The sequence below is a fragment of the Candidatus Aegiribacteria sp. genome, from assembly GCA_021108005.1.
In the GTDB taxonomy this organism is placed as follows: Bacteria; Fermentibacterota; Fermentibacteria; order Fermentibacterales; family JCC-6; genus Aegiribacteria.
The window spans coordinates 1-19,051 of sequence record JAIORS010000038.1; the positions used below are offsets into that span (position 1 = coordinate 1).

Sequence of the window (19,051 nt, forward strand, 5' to 3'; positions counted from 1 at the left end):
CGGAATCGGGGCCTGTCACCGTTTCCATTTACGATCTTGCGGGAAGACTGAGAGCGTTGCCCGTTGATGGAGAAATGGATCCGGGCACTCATGAGGTCGAAGTCTCAGGGTTGCCGTCAGGTTCCTACTACGTAAGACTGACAGCAGGTAACGATATCGTGCGGAGGGTGTTTACTCTGATTCACCCATAGGTGATTGATAGTTAAACTCTTGATGCCCTTGAAAGAAGGAATAGACCCAGGGCTATGAAGACGATGTCCGCTATGCTTGCGGCTATAAGGGGAGGTAGAGCTCCCTTGTGACCCAGGGTCTGTCCGAATCTTAGAAGTGAGAAGAAAAGAAAAGCCAGAAGTATCGCCAATCCTATGCTCGATGCCTTGCCGCTCCTTGGATTTCTAAGGGCCAGAGGCGCTCCCACGAATACCATAATAAGATTTGACAGGGGGAAGAAGAATTTCAGATAGAATTCTACCAGGTCCCCTCTTGTGTCTCCTCCAGCTTTTTCTACGCTTTCTATGTAGTTACTGAGTTCGATGAAGTTCATCTCTCCGGGAGCTTTCTGTCTTGAACCGAAATTTGCCGGGGTTTCAGTTATTTCAGGAATTGTAAGTGTATCAGCTGTAGAAAAAGCCAGCGCTCCCGATGGCCCGAAGATTCTGTCAGTTGTATTTATTCCTGTCCAGGATGAATCGAACCAGACCAATCTATCCATATCAAGCCTTCGAATGACCTTGCTGCTGTCATCGAACCATTCGATGGTTACATCGTCCATCATTTCAGTTTTGCCATTGAAAAAGCCTATATCCAGTATTGACCCGTCCGGTGACCTGTGGGCGAAATTACTTCTTCTCGAGTAATTTATGGGTTCCTGACCGTCTATTTCAACTCTTTTTATCTGTGTCTGCTGGTATGTGGCATTGGAGACTATGAAGTCACCGATGCCAAGTTCGAAGATCGATGTGAGCGCGCCAACGACGAGCAGCGGAAGGAATATCCTGGGTACGCTTATTCCCGCGCCCCTCATTGCCACCAGCTCGTTTCTTCTGGAAAGGGATGAAATCAGAAACAGTGAACTTAGAAGAACGGCTACCGGAAGCACCAGCACTATGATATAGGGCAGTCCGTAGAAGTAGTAGGTCAGAAAAGCTCCCATGGAAACATCTTTATCAACCCATCTTGTGAAATGATCGAAGGCGTCTACACTTACAAAGATGATGACGAATGAGGAAACCGAAATAAGTATCATTTTGATGAATCTCAATGCAAGGTAACGGTCAAGTATTCTGAATATCATCTTGAACCGCGATCCCGCATACCATTGGAAGCATTTATTTCATGCCTGCCGCTGAATCTTCTGAAAAAAGATACTAATGCTGCGGTCAGCCTTCCCAGAGGCAGCGGGTTGCCTTCATGGAGGCTCCTGATGGTCAGAACTGTCCCAAAGGCGCCCAGTATGATATTCGGCAGCCACATTGAGAGGAATGCGGACATCATCCTTCTGTCCGCAAGCTGTTCTCCGGCTATGAGGAAAAGGTAGTAGACAAGAATAACCAGCAAGCTTACTCCAAGTGCAATACCGGCGTTGCCCTTCCTGGTTGACAACCCAAGCGGGATACCAAGAAGCACGAATACTATACACGCAAAAGGTATGGAGTATTTTTTCTGTATTTCCACCCTGTATCTGCTTATGCTCCGCTGCAGTGAAGCCTTTCTGTCCGCCAGGATACGAAGGTCACTTGATTGCTGCGCCATGAAATTCCTTGACAGATTGAAGTATGTGCGAGCGTCAACGCTGTCAGGAGGAGGAAAGATACCCCTTCCTCTGGATATTGATGAATCATTCATCATGGCAAGAATGGGGGCGCTGCCGGTGCAGATAAGTGAATCCTCGAATGTATCAGCCTGCATCTGAAGAGAATCAACAAGAGCTCGCATATGGCCCGCGGAAAGCTCCCTGTCCCCACGGTTGTCCCTGTTCTGCCTGATCAGCTCTTCGGATCTGGTTATTTCAACGGTATATATCGCGAAATCCAGTTTTCTGTACTCACCTGATTCCGATAGTTCATGCATCTGTCCATCGGTGAGGAGAAGACGGAAACGGTTCGCGGAAACCGGCTCCATTTTCCCCTTGAGGGCTGTGATCGTTCTCCCGGGCATGCCGGGAATCCGTTCATGTATAACAACATTCGACAGTTCGCCGGTTAAGTCATCCTTTTCTTCGACAATTATCCTGTAATTCTCGATATCTTCCACGAACATCCCCGGGATGATCTTGGCGGCCGGTCGCATGGTGCCGATATCAAGAAGGAGGTTCTTGGCGAGGTGGTTCGCGTCCGGCAGAACGTAGTTATTGAAAAGTACCATGGTTGCAGCGAGGACAATTGCGGCCAGCATGAGGGGTTTGATCAGCATGAAGATGCTTATGCCCGATGATTTCATTGCGGTCACTTCAAGGTCGGATTCCATTCTGCCAACCGCCATGAGCACACCGGCCAGAACTCCCATGGGGATCACGACCGCCACCATTGAGGGAAGCAGCAGCAGGAAAACTTCCACAACGGTTCTTACCGGTACCCCTTTGCTTACTATCATATCGAGAAGATCCAGCAGTTTGTCCAGCAGCATTACAAAGGTGAAGATACCCGCGGAAAGAAGAAAGGGTGAAATGAATTCCCTTAATGTGTAAACTTGCAGTTTTTTCATATACATCTCATTATAGGCTTTCAGAAAAATCGGACAATATGGCAATTATACCCTTTATCAGTTTATCTTTCCACTGCATGCAGCTGGAACCATAAGCAACCGGGGGACTAGTATCCTGATATGAGAATAAGAACCGGAACTTTACCATGGATAACATTGTTTGTACTGGTTACAGCCGCGGGAGCGGTAGGAGTGCGGGCTCCCAGGCTTATTCCAGTTTACCCATGGGAGACTGAATACTCTACCGATCTGCTCGTTTCTCCGGGTGTATCCTGGCGCCTTGTAAACTCTTTCCGAAACCATTTCATATGCTGGCGGCTTTTTCATGGTACCATTCCGGTCTCCACACAGGGTTGTTCTCCTCTTGAGGACATGAATCTTCGGTCAATGGAATGGAAACTCCGTGATACCTGGACTGCTATGAACAGGAATAATTGTATGCGAACAACAAGGGATCAGGGATCCCTTGTGCCTACAATTTACCTGCCGCTGGACATGCCCCCGATACTCGCGGGAGCTATCGGAGAAGGCGGACAGATAGATATCAGCGGTTATCAGAAAATCACTCTTTCCGGGGTATCCCACTACAGACCAAACGCGGTACAGATGGAGGGTGAGAGTCAATCCCTCTTTCCCGACCTGAAGATGGAGCAGGAACTGCGGGTTCAGCTGGAAGGAACCATCGGCGAGAAGATACATGTCGATGTTGACCATGACAGCCGGAGGAGCTTCGGCCCTCAGAGCAGCCTGAGTCTGCGGTACGAAGGATACGAGGACGAGATAATACAGAGTATCGAGATGGGCGACATCAGCCTTTCAATAACCGGGCCGGAATTCGTTTCTTACAGTATTCCACACCAAGGATTATTCGGCGCCAAGATACTTGCCCAGGTTGGTCCCGTTGAATTCACAACCATCGCGAGCCGGCAAGCCGGGTCCACTGAATCCTCAGAATTCGTTGGTCAGGCTATCATGGTTGAAGACAGCATTCTCGATATACATCCGGCAGACAATTACTTCTTCTACACACTGCCGGATTCCCAGCAGCAACCCCAAATAGTATCGATCAGGGTTTTTCAGGATGACCTCGATGGAACGAACAATCAGGAAACAGGGGCCGTTGAGGGAGCATGGTTCATCGAGGGCACGGGAGAGACTGGCAACGGTTATTGGGACGAACTTCAGCCCGGTCTGGACCTGGATTACGTTCTGGTTGATTCATCCACAACCATCCGTTTCAGAAGACCTGTGAACAACAATTACAGGATAGCTGTCTGGATGGTCACAGCCGAGGGTGACACAATAGGTAATGCCAGTACGGGTACTGACTGGAATCTGAAACTGATAAAACAGAGCAATCCTCTGCCCGATTATTCAACCTGGAGTTACGAATTACGGAACAGGTACTTCCTCGGTGCAAACAACATCGTTCGGGAAAGCTTCAACTGCAGCATATACCTTGACAGGTCGGGAGAGGATCCTGTCCAGAGTCAGGAGGGAGTTCCGTTCATTGAACTTCTGGGGCTTGACACAAACGGGGACGGTTCTCTCGCGGACGAAGAGAACGCTGTTGACTGGGACAACGGTTTCCTCGTGTTCCCCGAAACCAGACCTTTCACTGATCCGGTACTGAATGTTACGAATCCGGCAGTTTACAATGAGAACAATCCCCTCCCGACGCAGAGCAAGTATTTCATTGAAGTGAGCTACAGGGCGGCTTCGACTACATATTCACTCGGACGGATGGGGATAATACCCGGAAGTGAAAGCGTTACTCTTTCAGTAGCGGGAACTACAAGAACCCTGGCTAAGGATGTAGACTACACGATTATCTACGAAATCGGGCTGCTGACCCTTATGGGAGAGGCTGCCGAGGATGCCCAGAATCCCAGCAACACACTGCGTGTCACATTCGAATACCTTCCCCTTTTCGCCGCCCAGAAGAAGACCCTGATAGGATCCAGGGCCGTTTACAGTATAGGATCGGATTCATGGCTGGGAGCCACGGTAATGTTCGAGAGCGCCAGCACCCCCGGCGACAGGCCCAGGGTAAGTGAAGAATCCACAAGGACTCTGGTTGCCGATATTGATGCCCATCTCGAGACAAAACCTGAATTCCTCACGGATTTTGCGAATATGATTCCCGGAATAACTACCGAGGCCGAAAGCAAAGCCATCATCTCGGGAGAAATAGCCATGAGTTTTCCTAATCCAAATGTTGACGGCATAGCTTACGTTGATGATATGGAGGGTACGGAAACAGCATTCCCTGTGGGGCAGAGCAGAGCCGCATGGCATCTGTCAAGTATTCCTGTTACACAGGTATCTCCCGAATTTCCAGTTGGAGAAATCAGGTGGTACAACACCTACCGGAGATGGAAACTTGAGGACATTGTGCCGAACGTTACCGGCAGACAGGAAGATAATTATGTGAATAATATTCTGGAACTCTATTTCCAGCCAAAGGATGACAGCGAATACTCATGGGGCGGCATTCAAAGGTGTATGGACAAATACGGGCTGGATTTTTCCAGGAAAACTCATCTCAGGATGTACATAAGGGTTACGGGTTCAGCCCAGAGCGGAAATATCTGTCTTGATCTGGGCGAGAGGATAGATGAGGATTCCTACTGGCTTGAGAGGACGGCCGGGGAACTTGTCAGAAGGGCCAACGGTGAGCTGGACACAGAGGATATTAACACTGACGGTATCCTGTCGAACGACGAGGATACTGGCCTGGACAATCTCTGGGATGATGAGGAGAACCCTCCAGAGGGGGGTGATCCTAATATGGATAACTACCATTACGACGGAAACGAGCCACCTTCTGAAAGATACGACAGAATAAACGGTACTCAGAATAACGATCTTCTTGATACGGAGGATCTTAACAGAAACGGTATACTCGACCGGTCCAATTCGTTTTTCAGAATCCATATACCTATAGACGATCCGGATTACATTGTGTCCGGACCAAATGCGAATGGATGGATGCTTATAGAGATCCCCCTTGAGGACACTTCAGTCGTTTCCGTACCCGGATTTGTAACTGGTACACCCACATGGGAGAAGATAAGCTACGCGAGGCTGTGGGTGGATGGTTTCGCAGATGCTGATACTGTACAGATATACGACCTCGAGGTAGTCGGAAACAGGTGGGAGGAGAAAGGTGTATTACTCGCGGACTCAATTGGTTTGCCCGTACTGAAATCGGAAAAAATGTACGTTTCCACGGTTAACAACAAGGATAATCCTGAGTACGCCAACGATCCCCCTCCCGGTGTGGATACAGGAAAGGACGAGTACGGTGACCCAAGGCTTGAGCAGTCCATCTCTCTGGAGGCCGAGAATATTTGCTCCGGACACTACGGTCTTGCCACACAGAGTTTTTACAGCGGAGAGGATTATACCGGCTACAAGCAGATCCGATTCCTTGTGCACGGTGAAGAACTGTACGATTCAGACCTTATTTACAGGCTGGGAACCGACAGCCTTAATTACTACGAGATAGGAGTCGATTTAAAACCCGGCTGGCAGATAGTGGAGATCAGTCTTGATGATCTTGTTGGTCTGAAGGCCGTAAAAGATCAATTGGAACTGGAGTATATAAAGGAAGGCAATCTGGCAGTACGGGGTTCCCCTAATTTCGCGAAGATCATGGAGATGAGTCTGGGGCTGCAGAACAATTCGGCGACCCCGTTGAACACCACGGTATGGGTTGACGATATTACTTTGAACCAGCCCTGGAGCAATTCAGGGACAGCGCATAGAGTAACAATGGGTCTTGATGTAGCAGATTTTCTATCCCTCAGCGGTGATTACAGGGAGGTAGACTCCGATTTTCACGGACTTGGAAGCAGGTCCGGGCAGGGAAATACGAAAACTACATATAATGCAGGGGCAACGATGTACATCAACCGATTTACGCCTCCCCTCTGGGCTCTTTACGCCCCTGCTAATTTCGCGTGGTCACTGAATATCTCCAAACCGGTATTTCAATCCGGTTCCGACTTCCGTCTCAGCGATGATGAATCATGGGATGAGCGAACACAGAGTAGAGGTTGGAGTACAGGTTTTCAACTCAGGAAAAACAGTTCATCTGAATCCTTTTTTAGCAGGTATCTTATTGATCCGTTCCGATTCACACATACATATTCCAGAGGATACGGTTTGACACCCTCAAGCAGGGATACATCAAGTATGGCGGATGGAGCATTGTCATACGAAATCAGTCCCGGACGAATGCAGCTTCTTGATCTTCCGGTTATTGAGTATTTCAGAATAAGACCCACCCGGGTGAGCTGGTCCCTTTCGCGAAGGAACAATTGGGACACCAGGTGGAGTTTTGTAAATGACGATACAGTGCAGACCCGGGCTACTATATTGAGAACTCTGTCCTCCAACGGGGCGATTACCTTCAACCCCTGGAAAGGATTATCCGCAAGCGGTTCACTTGGCCTTGTCAGGGATCTTCTGTACCCCTGGGAGGGAAGTACAGGAATGAACGTCGGACGGGAGATATCAAGGAATCAGAGTATCAGCGTATCCCAGGATATTAATCTGTTTGATTATCTGAATCCCAGATTTTCTTTTGATTCCCACTACGGGCAGTCAAGGCTTGCTCCCCATACTTTGTCAGGGGCGGATTCTCTTGGACTGCAAAGGTATTCAGTTTCAGCCACCAGGAGAGTAAATGTAAGGATTGGATTTGTTCATACGATAAGAAGCCTTGCCAGGTTGCGTGATGAGAGGCTTGATGAGGAAGCTGAAACCGGAAGCCCGAGATGGTTCCTGATTAAGCTTGAACGATGGGCTAACATGATCAATGATCCGAACATTACCTATTCGGAAACCGAAGGCAGCGAGTATCGGGATATGGAATTCATTCCCGATTGGCGATATCAGACAGGTATCGAGCCTGTACTGGACGATGTCGTTCCTTGGGACAGAACAAAAGGATGGAACCTTCAGGTTTCCGGAGGATTCAGGCCGGTATCTACAATGTCTTTCAGGATTGAGTACAGATCATCTGAAAACAGGAATCTTTATTCCGGGTTCTGGAACAATCAGAGATCGAAAACGTGGCCCTCGGTCTCTTTCTCATGGTCCGGATTGCACAGGATCGCGGGCCTGAGTGATATTATTAGAACAGGTTCTGCCAGCTCAGGATACAGTATTGAGACAACCGAAAGCGGAAGATATGAAAGTGACGTTTATATCCCAACAACTGAAACGAAAAAAGTCAACTGGTCACCGCTCTTCAATATCAGTTTTACACTTCTTAACGATGTGCAGATATCTCTCAGCGATAATGTTACAAATACGGTGATGCAGAGCTTCACGGGAACGCAGGCAAAAACGGAAAGCAGCAACAGCAGCCTTCAATTTCGTATTCAATACTCATTCTGCGCTCCCGGTGGAATAGCCATACCGCTGCCGCTTCTTGACAGACTTCGGATAAGTTTCCGGAGCGACCTTACAACCAGCCTCAACGTAACCAGGTCGAGAACCAGGAGTGAGCTTCTTGGCAGTTCAGTTGGAGCGCAGCTTCAGACCGACAGGGAGGAATGGCGGATAGAACCTGCGGTGAATTATGATTTTGGCACGGTAACCGCAGGTCTTACGGGCATTATCGGCTGGAAAACAGATAGGGTTAACTCTCAGTTTGACCAGCGGGATATCGGTATGAATATCTGGGTAACTATCAATTTCTAAATTCCGCGGGTTTCCATCTGGTCATTTACAACATTTATGTATATGCTCATTGTTGTTCGAACTGGAGGCTACATCTCTAACTGGAATGTACAATAAAGTCTGAACATGTATAATTACAGGGGTGTTACTTGCTACATCAGGATGAGTTGATTTTGGAGGTTTGATGAACATAAAGATCGGCCAGCTACTTCTGAACTCTGGCATTATCTCAAACAAGCAGCTTGAACAGGCTCTCAGTAGACAGAGTGAAGATAATAACAGACTGGGATTCCACCTGGTCCAAATCCAGGCCATTTCCGAAGCTGATCTTAATAAATTTCTTGCAAGACAGCAGAGTATCGAGAGTTCAAATCTCGATAAAGAAGATATCGACGAAGATGTAATTAACCTGATAACAGGTGATATCGCCAGAAGGTATGAAGTTATTCCCATCAATCGAGATGGCAGAAAGCTGATTGTAGCCATGACCGACCCCAACAACCTCTTCGCGATTGACGATCTCAGATTTTCACTGGGAATGGATATTGAACCCCACATATGTGCCTCGAGCATGATAAAACGGGCTCTGTCGAAATTTTACGCTGATTCCGAAGCCATCGTACCGATCGATGAGAAAAACAGGAACAACAGTATACATACTTCTCTTGCGGATATTGATGATGATGGTTTAGATGCGGATGCGGACATGCTTATCGGTGATGAAGTATTTGAATCCATGATTATACAGAGTGATGAGGAAGAGGAAGTAGAGGAAGATGACCTTGATTTTGAAATAGCTGATTCTCCCGTTGTCAAACTCGTAAACAGTCTTATAGCGGATGCTGTAAGAAGGGGGGCCAGCGATATTCACTTCGAACCCTTTGAGAGATTCGTGAGGGTCAGGTTCAGGATAGATGGTGTCCTTCATGAGGTCATGCGTCCCAGCAGGAAATACAGATCAGCTATGGTCAGCCGCCTCAAGATCCTTGGAGGAATGGATATTGCCGACCATAATCTTCCGCAGGATGGAAGGCAGAAGATATTGGTAGGCAAAAGATTTGTTGACCTCAGGCTCGCGACTCTGCCTACGCTTTTCGGTGAGAAAGTTGAAGTGAGGCTTCTTGACCGCAGCGCTGTTATTCTTGACCTTGAGAAGCTTGGATTCGAAGAGGAGCCACTCAAGGAATTCAGAAAAGGCATCAAGAGACCATTTGGAATTGTACTTGTCACCGGGCCTACTGGATGCGGAAAAACAACCACGCTGTATTCCGCCATTACCGAGCTTAACGATATTGGCGTTAACATAATGACCGCTGAGAACCCGGTTGAGTTCAATCTTAAGGGTATTAACCAGGTCCAGATGAATTCCGATGTCGGATTGACTTTCGCCAACGCTCTCAGAGCATACCTGAGGCAGGATCCTGACATAATCATGGTCGGAGAAATAAGGGATAAGGAAACCTGTGAGATCGCTATTAGAGCCGCTCTGACCGGTCACCTGGTGCTTTCAACTACCCATACCAACGATGCTCCAAGCACCATCAACAGGCTGATTGACATGGGTACTGAACCCTTCATGCTCAGTACATCAGTGGTTTGTATAGCCTCTCAGAGGCTTATCCGAAAGATATGTCCCAAATGCAAGACTCAAATACATGTTCCCGATGATGTTTTCGCTGACGCTGGAATTGACGCTGAAAGGTTCAGGAATATCAAATTGTACGAAGGCACAGGCTGTTCGTACTGCAACAATACCGGTTACAAGGGTAGAATTGGTATTTTTGAGGTTATGCGAATAGACGATGACATAAGGCGCCTGATAGAGAGTGATGCCAGCAGCATAGAGCTCGAAAAAGTAGCGCTGGAAAAGGGCATGGTGAACCTCAGAGAAGCTGCTATCAGGAAGCTGGAAACCGGGCTTACTACGTTCGATGAAGTCCTAAGAGAAACAATTGCGAACTCTTAACGGAGGGTATCTTGCTTAGCAGATTGGCGATGATGCTTCTGGAATCCGGAATGGTCACGCAGGATAATATTGACCAGGTCTTGAGCTCGTACGGCCCGGGCGAAATTGAGCTTGCCGACCAGCTGGTTGCGATGGGCGTTGTACCTGAAGACCTTATCACCGAATTCCTGGCCGAAATATATTCCGTTAAGCCAGTATTTCTTAATGAGCTGGAATTCGATCCCCTGCTTGCACAATCACTCCCGGACGAAACCGCGCGAAAATATCTTCTTGTTCCATTTAAAGAAGACAAGGAATATTTTTACATTGGCATGGGGTCGCCGGGGGATCTGTACGCAGTTGATGATGTTAAGTTCGCTGTAGGAAAAGAAGTCATCGTTTATGCATCAGCTCCGTCCGCTATCAGAAGGGCACAGAACGACCTTTACGGCAAACAGGATTCCCTCGTATCGGTAAAAGACCAGCTGGATGACTATGAAGAGGAACTTGATGACCTTGAAGTAGTGCAGACTCTTGGTTACGAAGATGAGGAAGAGGGATACGAGGATAGCAATCTCGAGGATGAATACTCACATATTATGGAAGGCCCCATAGTCGGTTTTGTAAATGCCATAATTGCCAAAGCCGTACGTACCGAAGTCAGTGATATTCATATAGAGCCTTACGAGAAATACCTCCGTATAAGATACAGGCGCGACGGTAAGTGCTTCGTGGTCAGAAAGCTTCCCAAGAAAGTGCAGCCTCAGATATTAAGCAGACTGAAAATAATGGCAAAAATGAATATAGCAGAGAGAAGAAAAACACAGGATGGTCGTATCAAGGCAGTAATCGATGGAAGATCAATTGACTTCCGTGTCAGCGCGGTCCCTACGGTTAACGGCGAGAAGATCGTTCTGCGTATTCTTGACAGGGGCAGCCTGGAGTTTGACCTGAGGGAACTTGGCTTTCCTGAAGACGCGCTGAAAGTATTCATGCAGGGAGTCAGCTCTCCATACGGTATTGTTCTGGTTACGGGCCCCACCGGAAGCGGCAAGACAACGACACTGTATTCTGCCCTGAGTTCGCTGAACACGGAGAACAGGAACATTCACACCGCTGAAGAACCGGTGGAATACAATATAGAAGGCTTAACTCAAACACAGATAGATTTCAGTATGGGATACGATTTCGCCACGGCTCTAAGGGCAATCCTCCGGCAGGACCCCAACATAATCATGGTGGGCGAAATTAGAGATCTGGAGACAGCGAGCATCGCGATAAAAGCTGCGCTCACCGGTCATCTTGTTTTTTCCACAATACACACCAACGACGCTCCCAGTACAGTGAACAGGTTGATCGATATAGGTATTAAACCATTCCTGGTTGCGTCATCTGTTCGAACAATCATGGCCCAGAGACTTGTCAGGAAAATCTGCAAAAATTGCAAGAGACCCCATGAGTACTCGGATGATGAATATCTGGCAGCGGGTGTTGACCCTGCTGAAATGGTTGGACATACAACATATAAAGGCAAAGGCTGCAGTAAATGTGGAGGCTCCGGTTACAGAGGAAGAATAGGGCTTTACGAAGTACTGCCAATTGATAAGAATATAAAACAGGCTATAATTGAAAAGGTCACTGCGGGCCAGTTACGTGTTTTGGGTGTGAAAAACGGGATGAGAACTCTCAGAATGGATGCTATTGCGAAGCTGAAGGCGGGTATTACAACACTTGATGAGGTTACCAAAATAGTTGAGGACGATCTGGAAGTGACAAAGGCCATGAAAGAATTGAAGAGCAGAACCGGTTAGCAGCAGACAGAGGAAGGACGTTCAGCATAATATGATTATTAAAACTCTGTTAAAGGAAATGATGGAAAGAAGGGCCACTGATCTTCATCTTACGGTTGGAACCCCTCCCGTTGTCAGGATAGACGGTGAGCTGGAAAGGATGGAGTACGATCCTCTTACTGCTCAGGATACACAGAATCTTATTTACAGCCTTCTCAAGGATGAACAGAAAAAAAGATTTGAGCTTGAGAAGGAGCTTGACTTCGCCTTCGGAATAAAAGGCCTCTCAAGGTTCAGAGCCAACGTATTTTTTCAGAGGGGCTGCGTTGCCAGTGCCATCAGATCCATTCCACATGAGATACTTTCATTCGATGAACTCGGAGTTCCGCATGCTGTAGAAACTTTCGCGGAGAAACGCCAGGGTCTGATTCTTGTCACCGGCCCTACAGGATGCGGTAAATCCACTACACTTGCCTCAATAATCAGAAAGGTCAACGCAACAAGGCATTGCCATATAATCACGATAGAGGACCCTATAGAATACGTGCACCATCACGATAAGGGTATCATCAATCAGAGGGAGATAGGGCAGGATACAAAGTCCTATGGAAATTCGCTGAGATATGTACTCAGGCAGGATCCCGATGTGGTACTTATTGGTGAGATGAGGGATATGGAAACCATGCAGGTAGCACTGAACATCGCGGAAACAGGCCACCTTACAATGGCTACACTGCATACCAATTCCACTTACGAATCCATCAACAGAATTATTGACTCGTTTCCAGCGCAAAGCCAGGATCAGGTAAGAAGCCAGTTGTCATTTGTAACTATAGGCGTTCTTACGCAGCAACTGGTTCCAAAGGCCAGAGGAACGGGCAGGGCGCTGGCGGCGGAGGTTCTTGTCTGTAATCCGGCGGTTAAAGCGACTATTCGACAGGATAAGCTTCACCAGATATACGGACTTATGCAGGCAGGTCACAAACACGGTATGAGGACCATGAACCAGTCTTTATTTGAACTGTACAAGAAGAAGGAAATCACGAGAGAAGTTGCCCTGGAGCGTTCCCACGATATCGGGGAACTTGAACAGATGATAGCAACCGGCAGAGAGATTATTTAGCGACAGGAGGCGGAAAATGCCTGAGTTCAGTTGGGAAGGAACAAACAGAGCCGGCAGAATGATGTCGGGGAAGATTTCTGCCTCGAAAAAGGCGGAAGCGCAAGAACTCCTCACTCAAAGAGGGGTGAATGTAACCAAGATCAAAGGTAAAGGGTTCGATATAGCCACCTTTGGCGTTATAGGAACGGGCGTGAAGGACAAGGAACTGGCGACCTTCACGCGGCAGTTCGCTGTGATGATCAACGCAGGGCTTCCACTGGTCAAATGTCTTCAGATACTCAGTCAACAGCAGGATAACAAGATTTTCGCGGAGGTTATCGAAGACGTTACATCGGATGTGGAAAAGGGAGGAACACTGGCGGATGCCCTGGGGCAGCACAGTAAAATATTCTCTGAGCTTTACGTGAACATGGTCGCCGCGGGTGAGCAGGGCGGTATTCTGGATACTATCCTTGACAGGCTTTCCATACACCTCGAGAAATCAACCGCTCTTAAAAGTAAAATAAAATCGGCCATGATGTATCCAATGGTAGTTCTGATAGTTGTTATCGTGGTCGTAATGGCTCTGCTGCTGTTCGTAATACCAATTTTCGAGCAGATGTTTGCTGACATGGGCGGCGAGCTGCCCGGACCAACGCGGTTCGTTGTAGGTCTTTCCGAATTCGTTCAGAAAAACATCGTTCTGATTCTGATAGGCTTTGCTGCTATTATAACTGCCTATAAAATGTACTACAAAACTAAAAACGGCGAGAAAGTTATCGATGCAATCAAGCTCAAAATGCCCATTTTTGGTATGATGTTGAGAAAGATGTCAATCGCCCGTTTCACCAGAACTCTGGGTACGCTTATATCAAGCGGTGTGTCCATACTTGATGGGTTGAGCATCACCTCGAAAACCTCAGGTAACAGGGTTGTAGCTGACGCGATCATGGAAGCTCGAACCAGTATCTCCGGAGGTGAGAATATCTCCAATCCGCTGCAGGCTTCCGGTGTTTTCCCGGGTATGGTGACCCAGATGATCGCGGTTGGCGAAGAGACCGGCGGAATCGATACCATGCTCATGAAAATCGCTGATTTCTACGAGGAGGAAGTAGATACGGCTGTCGCGGGCCTTACGGCAACACTCGAACCTATTATGATCGTGATTCTGGGCGGAATAGTCGGTGGTATCGTTATTGCAATGTACCTTCCGATTTTCGATCTTATTGGAACAGTGGGAGCGTAATAACAGCAGGTTCAACGGTGTCACTGTTTATTCCTGTGCAAGGATAGAAATATGCATAGAAGCATATTGACAATGACGCGCCGCACCTGGCTTCAGGTGGGGCGCCTCATTGTATTCAGTCTTTTCATACTCTTCGGTGTTATGTTTCTGGGATGGTCAAGGGTAGGAGTGCTCTACTCCTCTGTGGGCGCTGCTGTAATCGTTTCGGTCGCAGCAGATGTTCTTTTCCGAAAAACACTTCGGGAAAGCGAATGGCAGCTGTGGATAGTATTCATTCTGGATTCTATTCTGGCTTCAGTGCTGATTCGGATGGCCGGCGGGTTTGATGGCCCTTTAACCGCATTATTCTTCATTCATACTTTCCTTGCAGGCGTATATCTTGGCATTCGCGGTGGAGTACTGATAGCCGTACTGGATTCAGTGATGGTGGCCTTACTGGCCTTCGTTACAATATCAGGAGTATTTGAATACAGTCCTACGGGGAGTACGCTGGGAAAGCTGTTGAATGCTTTACCCTCGCATGTAACTTTTCAGTACGCTCTACTGTTTGTAATGATATACGCGGGATTTCTTACAATAACAGGTCTTGTTTCAGGTTACCTTTCGCAGCATCTACTGTTTGAAAAGGGAAGGGCTGACGGGATTCTCAGGCAGCTGAGGGAAGCCAGGACCATGTCCCGGGAAATACTTGAAAGCCTATCGGACGGCATACTCGTAATAGACAACTCCGGAGTTCCAGTGAGTATCAACAACGCAGGGCGCAGGATTCTATCCATGGGCGATAACTGGAAGGAAGAGGTTATCAATACCGACATCTACACAATGCTGAGGGAATTTCAACTTTCCGCGGGAATGCCTCCGGTCATTGAGGTAAGCATTAACGATGGAATCCTGGAATGTCGAATGGGTACTTTTCTCGATCATGAAGGCAACGCTGCCGGTGCCCTTGTAGCAATAACAGATATTACGGAAACATTCGAGCTTAAAAGGCAGCTTCAGGAGCAGGAGAAGCTGGCGGCGATAGGCAGGCTCTCAAGCACCATGGCTCATGAAATAAGAAATCCTCTGGCATCCATGAGCGGAGCGGCTCATATTCTAAAAATGGGAACACTGGACTGGAAGAAAACGGACAGGATGACCGATCTGATAAGCAATCAGGCAAAAAGGATATCGGAGATAATTGAGGGTTACCTTGAGCTTTCCAGAAACAGCATCGTATCCTACACGAATCCTGTGTCCCTGGAAGCTGTAGCGATGGAAGCCATTGAAGTCGCAAAACAGGGTTTTGGATCACAGACCAGAATAGAATCTCACATAGAAGGCAATTTCATCGTATTTGGCAACCAGGCCAGGCTCGTTCAGCTGCTTACGAACATCATGCGTAACAGCGCTGAGGTACTGAAGAATTCCCAGGCTGGGGAAATCATCGTTTCCCTTGTTAATTCACCTGTAGATGGTATGGTTGAACTCAATGTACATGATAACGGACCCGGGATTCCCGATGAAGTTCTGGTTCAGATGTTCGACCCATTCTTCACCACCAAGGAAGAGGGAACCGGCCTCGGACTGTTCGTAGCCCGAAAAGTAGCGCGTGATCATCGGGGAAGAATGGATATCGACTCAAAACCCGGAGAAGGCACAACTGTCAGGGTGAGCATTCCAATAGCTCCACCCGACGCAATTGCGCCTGAAGCTGGAGGGAAATAGCGTGAACAGACCTGTTTCTGTAATGATAGTTGACGATGAAAAGCCCATGCTGGAATGGCTTTCCATACTTCTTGAAGAGCATGGTTACGATGTATCGTGCTGTTCAAACGGAGAACAGGCTGTAGAAGCCGGACTGAAATCAATGCCGGATATACTGGTTGTTGATATGAAGATGCCCGGAATAAGCGGTTTTGAAGTTCTTACGAAACTCCAGGAGAAATTCCCCGGCCTTATAGGTATCATCATGACAGCCTTTTCCAGTGTGGATTCTGCGGTTAAAGCAATGAGAGAAGGGGCAACAGATTACCTTGTAAAACCCTTCGAAGTTGACCAGCTTCTGATAGCGATAGAGAAAGCCCTCAGCGAAAGGGAGCTTAAGAGGGAGAACAGAGAACTGAAGAAGAAAGTTCGTTCAAAATATACTGTAGACGGTATAATCGGGAAATCCAAACCCATTGTTGAACTGCTTGAAAAAGTGAGAATGGTGGCCGATAAGGACAGTACCGTGCTTATAACAGGTGAAAGCGGCACCGGGAAGGAGCTTATAGCCAGGGCTATTCACAGCATCAGTTCCAGATCGGACAAACCTTTCCTCGCGGTCAACTGTGGCAGTATTTCCAGAAATCTTCTGGAAAGTGAACTCTTTGGCCACATGAAGGGTTCGTTCACAGGCGCTCACAAGGACAAAGAAGGGCTTCTTGTGGCAGCGAGAGGAGGTACGTTCTTTCTGGATGAAGTAGGTGAACTGGACAGGGAACTTCAGGTAAAGCTGCTCAGAGCTCTTCAGGAGCGTCAGGTGCTTCCTGTCGGTGGAACCGGACATGTCCCGTTTAGTGCCAGGATAATATCGGCAACCAACGCTGATCTCGGTAAAATGGTGAGGAATGACAATTTCAGAACAGACCTTTATTACAGGTTGAACGTTATTCCTCTTCATGTTCCCGCCCTGCGGGAGAGAAGATCCGATATCCCATTTCTTCTTAGTAAATTCCTGGAAGACTATTCCGGTGAAACCGGCGAACAGATTAAAACTGTTACCTCTGAAGCAAGACAGATTCTGTTCGATTACAGCTGGCCCGGCAATATTCGGGAGCTGGAAAACCTTGTTGAGAGACTCTGCGTGATGACCCGAAGTAACGAAATTGGAGCGAGCGATATTCCGGATTTCGTAAAGCTCCCCGGGGAAATACAGCAAATAACTGCGGATTCCAAAACAAGAGCAGAGCAGCCTGCCTTTAATAATCCCACACTGGAGAAGATAGAAAAGGCATATACGCTGTACGTCCTGGAACACGAGGCCAGGGGTCAGAAACGCCTTGCGGCAAAGATACTGGGAATTAACGAAAGCACATTGTACAGAAGACTGGAGAAGTATTCACAGGATCAGGAAATTCCGTGACAGAACAATCCCGGAAATCCACTTTTTCTCATTCCGGAATTCTGCTGCCGCTCATTTTTTTGTTAGTATTATTTTCGATTACTTTCATCACCGGTCAGAGTGGCATCCCTGTTGAGGACGGGGGTGAGTTTCTTACTGTAGCCAGGCTTGGAGGTATCAACCATCCACCGGGGCTTCCCATCCTCAGTCTCTCATCAAGATTGTCATGGATTGTCTTCGGCTCCGAGGGCTTGAGATTGCTCTTTGCATTTGCCGCCGCGTCAGCGCTTCTGCTTATCATGAAAAAACCATCGATATCATTAGTATTCTTTTCAATAGGGGTATTACTGCTTCCCGCTGTTGCCGGCAGGCTCCTTATGTGGGATGCTTACGGGCCCCTGTTCTTGATCTACGCACTGGCCTTGTATCGAAAACCTTCCTTTGATCTCGAAGGCGGATACCTTATGGGGCTTGCAATGACAATTCATCCTCAGGGAATTCTTTTACCTGTGTTGTTCAGATGGAAGAATGTTTCAATACTTAAATTCGTAAGTGGTCTGCTGCTTGGATTAAGCGTTTACCTTGCGCTTCCAATCTATTCGGCTTCAGGGACTATCGTAGACTGGGGCAGCACAGGATCAATAGCGAATTTTGTAAGGCAGGTTACAGCGGGAGGCTACAGAGAAGTATACGGCGGAAGTATGGGCGGAATTTCAGCTGATGTTCTACTGCGGCATCTAGGTGCCCTGTGGAGGATATTATGGCCCGTTCTTCTTCTGCCGATTGTTATAGGGGCGGTGAAGCTTTTCGGAACGAACAGAAAACTCATGATCAAATTAGAAATTCTGATCATTGCGGATTTACTGTTTGTAACGTTCATCAATCCAATGGCAGCGGGAACAACACAGACTGCTGTAATATCCCTTTTCGCGATAATCGTGATTTCATTTATCGGTATATCAGCATTGGTTAAGCGGAGAAAGAGAGCTGGGATTATTGCTGCCGGCGCTGTTCTTGCAGCGGGAGCGTTGCTTTGGAATCCGCTTCCTGATCAGAAAGATACTATAGTGGAATACTTTGCCCCGGCTCCGTTAGAATCAGCGTTTTTCCTTAGCAGCAATGATCTTCTCTACGGGGGATGGGTTCTGAAATATGTGGATGATAGAAGGCCGGATATTGTATTACTCTCCACAGGCAACTTTTCAGGATGGTTCGAAAATATGGCAACCTGGTTCAATCCGGACATTGATCTATCCACAGGTGTTTCAGATGTTGGTGATTACAGCATGTCCCGAGAGGAATTAAGCAGCCTGTTAATCAACGCTGCCATTATAGATAATCCCCATAGGCATTTCTTTATTGATTTGTAATATAAAAATGCATAATGAGACTTGTGTCTTGCAATTTGCAATAGATGTTTTTTTTCAAGCGTTTCACTTTACCGTTTTACAAAGGCTATATATGGTTCTCTTAAGGGAATAAATAC

At 47.5% G+C, this 19,051-nt stretch carries 11 protein-coding genes; 9 read left to right on the forward strand and 2 right to left on the reverse strand.

Going from position 1 to position 19,051, the window contains the following annotated elements; translation table 11 throughout:
* Positions 1-191, forward strand: a 191-nt coding sequence (locus K8S15_02605) for a T9SS type A sorting domain-containing protein (protein MCD4774924.1), incomplete at its 5' end; no start/stop codon positions are given.
* Between the two features lie 11 nt (positions 192-202).
* Here K8S15_02605 and K8S15_02610 read toward each other — a convergent pair.
* Both K8S15_02610 and K8S15_02615 read right to left on the reverse strand, forming a co-directional pair.
* On the reverse strand, positions 203-1,294 hold the full coding sequence (locus tag K8S15_02610) for an LptF/LptG family permease (protein ID MCD4774925.1): 1,092 nt from the start codon (positions 1,292-1,294) through the stop codon (positions 203-205).
* Positions 1,291-2,703 carry an LptF/LptG family permease gene (locus K8S15_02615; GenBank protein ID MCD4774926.1) on the reverse strand — a complete coding sequence of 471 codons (1,413 nt, stop codon included), beginning with the start codon at positions 2,701-2,703 and terminating at the stop codon, positions 1,291-1,293. Before K8S15_02615 ends, K8S15_02610 begins: the two co-directional genes overlap by 4 nt.
* A 120-nt stretch (positions 2,704-2,823) precedes the next feature.
* On the opposite strand from K8S15_02615, the gene K8S15_02620 reads away from it, so the two are divergent.
* The 8 genes from K8S15_02620 to K8S15_02655 all read left to right on the forward strand — a co-directional run bounded on the left by K8S15_02620 (position 2,824) and on the right by K8S15_02655 (position 18,935).
* A complete protein-coding gene (locus tag K8S15_02620) occupies positions 2,824-8,418 on the forward strand; it encodes a hypothetical protein (protein MCD4774927.1) in 5,595 nt (1,864 codons plus the stop codon).
* A gap of 163 nt (positions 8,419-8,581) precedes the next feature.
* Positions 8,582-10,363, forward strand: a complete 1,782-nt coding sequence (gene tadA / locus K8S15_02625) for a Flp pilus assembly complex ATPase component TadA (protein ID MCD4774928.1) — start codon at positions 8,582-8,584, stop codon at positions 10,361-10,363.
* An 11-nt stretch (positions 10,364-10,374) separates the two neighbouring features.
* Positions 10,375-12,153, forward strand: coding sequence for a Flp pilus assembly complex ATPase component TadA (gene tadA / locus K8S15_02630; protein ID MCD4774929.1), 1,779 nt, complete (start codon positions 10,375-10,377; stop codon positions 12,151-12,153).
* Positions 12,154-12,184: 31 nt separating this feature from the next.
* Positions 12,185-13,255 carry a type IV pilus twitching motility protein PilT gene (locus tag K8S15_02635; GenBank protein MCD4774930.1) on the forward strand — a complete coding sequence of 357 codons (1,071 nt, stop codon included), beginning with the start codon at positions 12,185-12,187 and terminating at the stop codon, positions 13,253-13,255.
* A gap of 16 nt (positions 13,256-13,271) precedes the next feature.
* Complete coding sequence (locus tag K8S15_02640; protein MCD4774931.1) at positions 13,272-14,480, forward strand: type II secretion system F family protein; 1,209 nt, start codon at positions 13,272-13,274, stop codon at positions 14,478-14,480.
* A gap of 72 nt (positions 14,481-14,552) precedes the next feature.
* Positions 14,553-16,187 carry a hypothetical protein gene (locus K8S15_02645; protein ID MCD4774932.1) on the forward strand — a complete coding sequence of 545 codons (1,635 nt, stop codon included), beginning with the start codon at positions 14,553-14,555 and terminating at the stop codon, positions 16,185-16,187.
* A gap of 1 nt (position 16,188) precedes the next feature.
* Positions 16,189-17,586 carry a sigma-54 dependent transcriptional regulator gene (locus K8S15_02650; GenBank protein MCD4774933.1) on the forward strand — a complete coding sequence of 466 codons (1,398 nt, stop codon included), beginning with the start codon at positions 16,189-16,191 and terminating at the stop codon, positions 17,584-17,586.
* A gap of 59 nt (positions 17,587-17,645) precedes the next feature.
* The gene (locus tag K8S15_02655) at positions 17,646-18,935 is read left to right on the forward strand and encodes a hypothetical protein (GenBank protein MCD4774934.1); all 1,290 of its coding nucleotides are present in this window, start codon (positions 17,646-17,648) and stop codon (positions 18,933-18,935) included.
* Positions 18,936-19,051 lie beyond the last annotated feature (116 nt).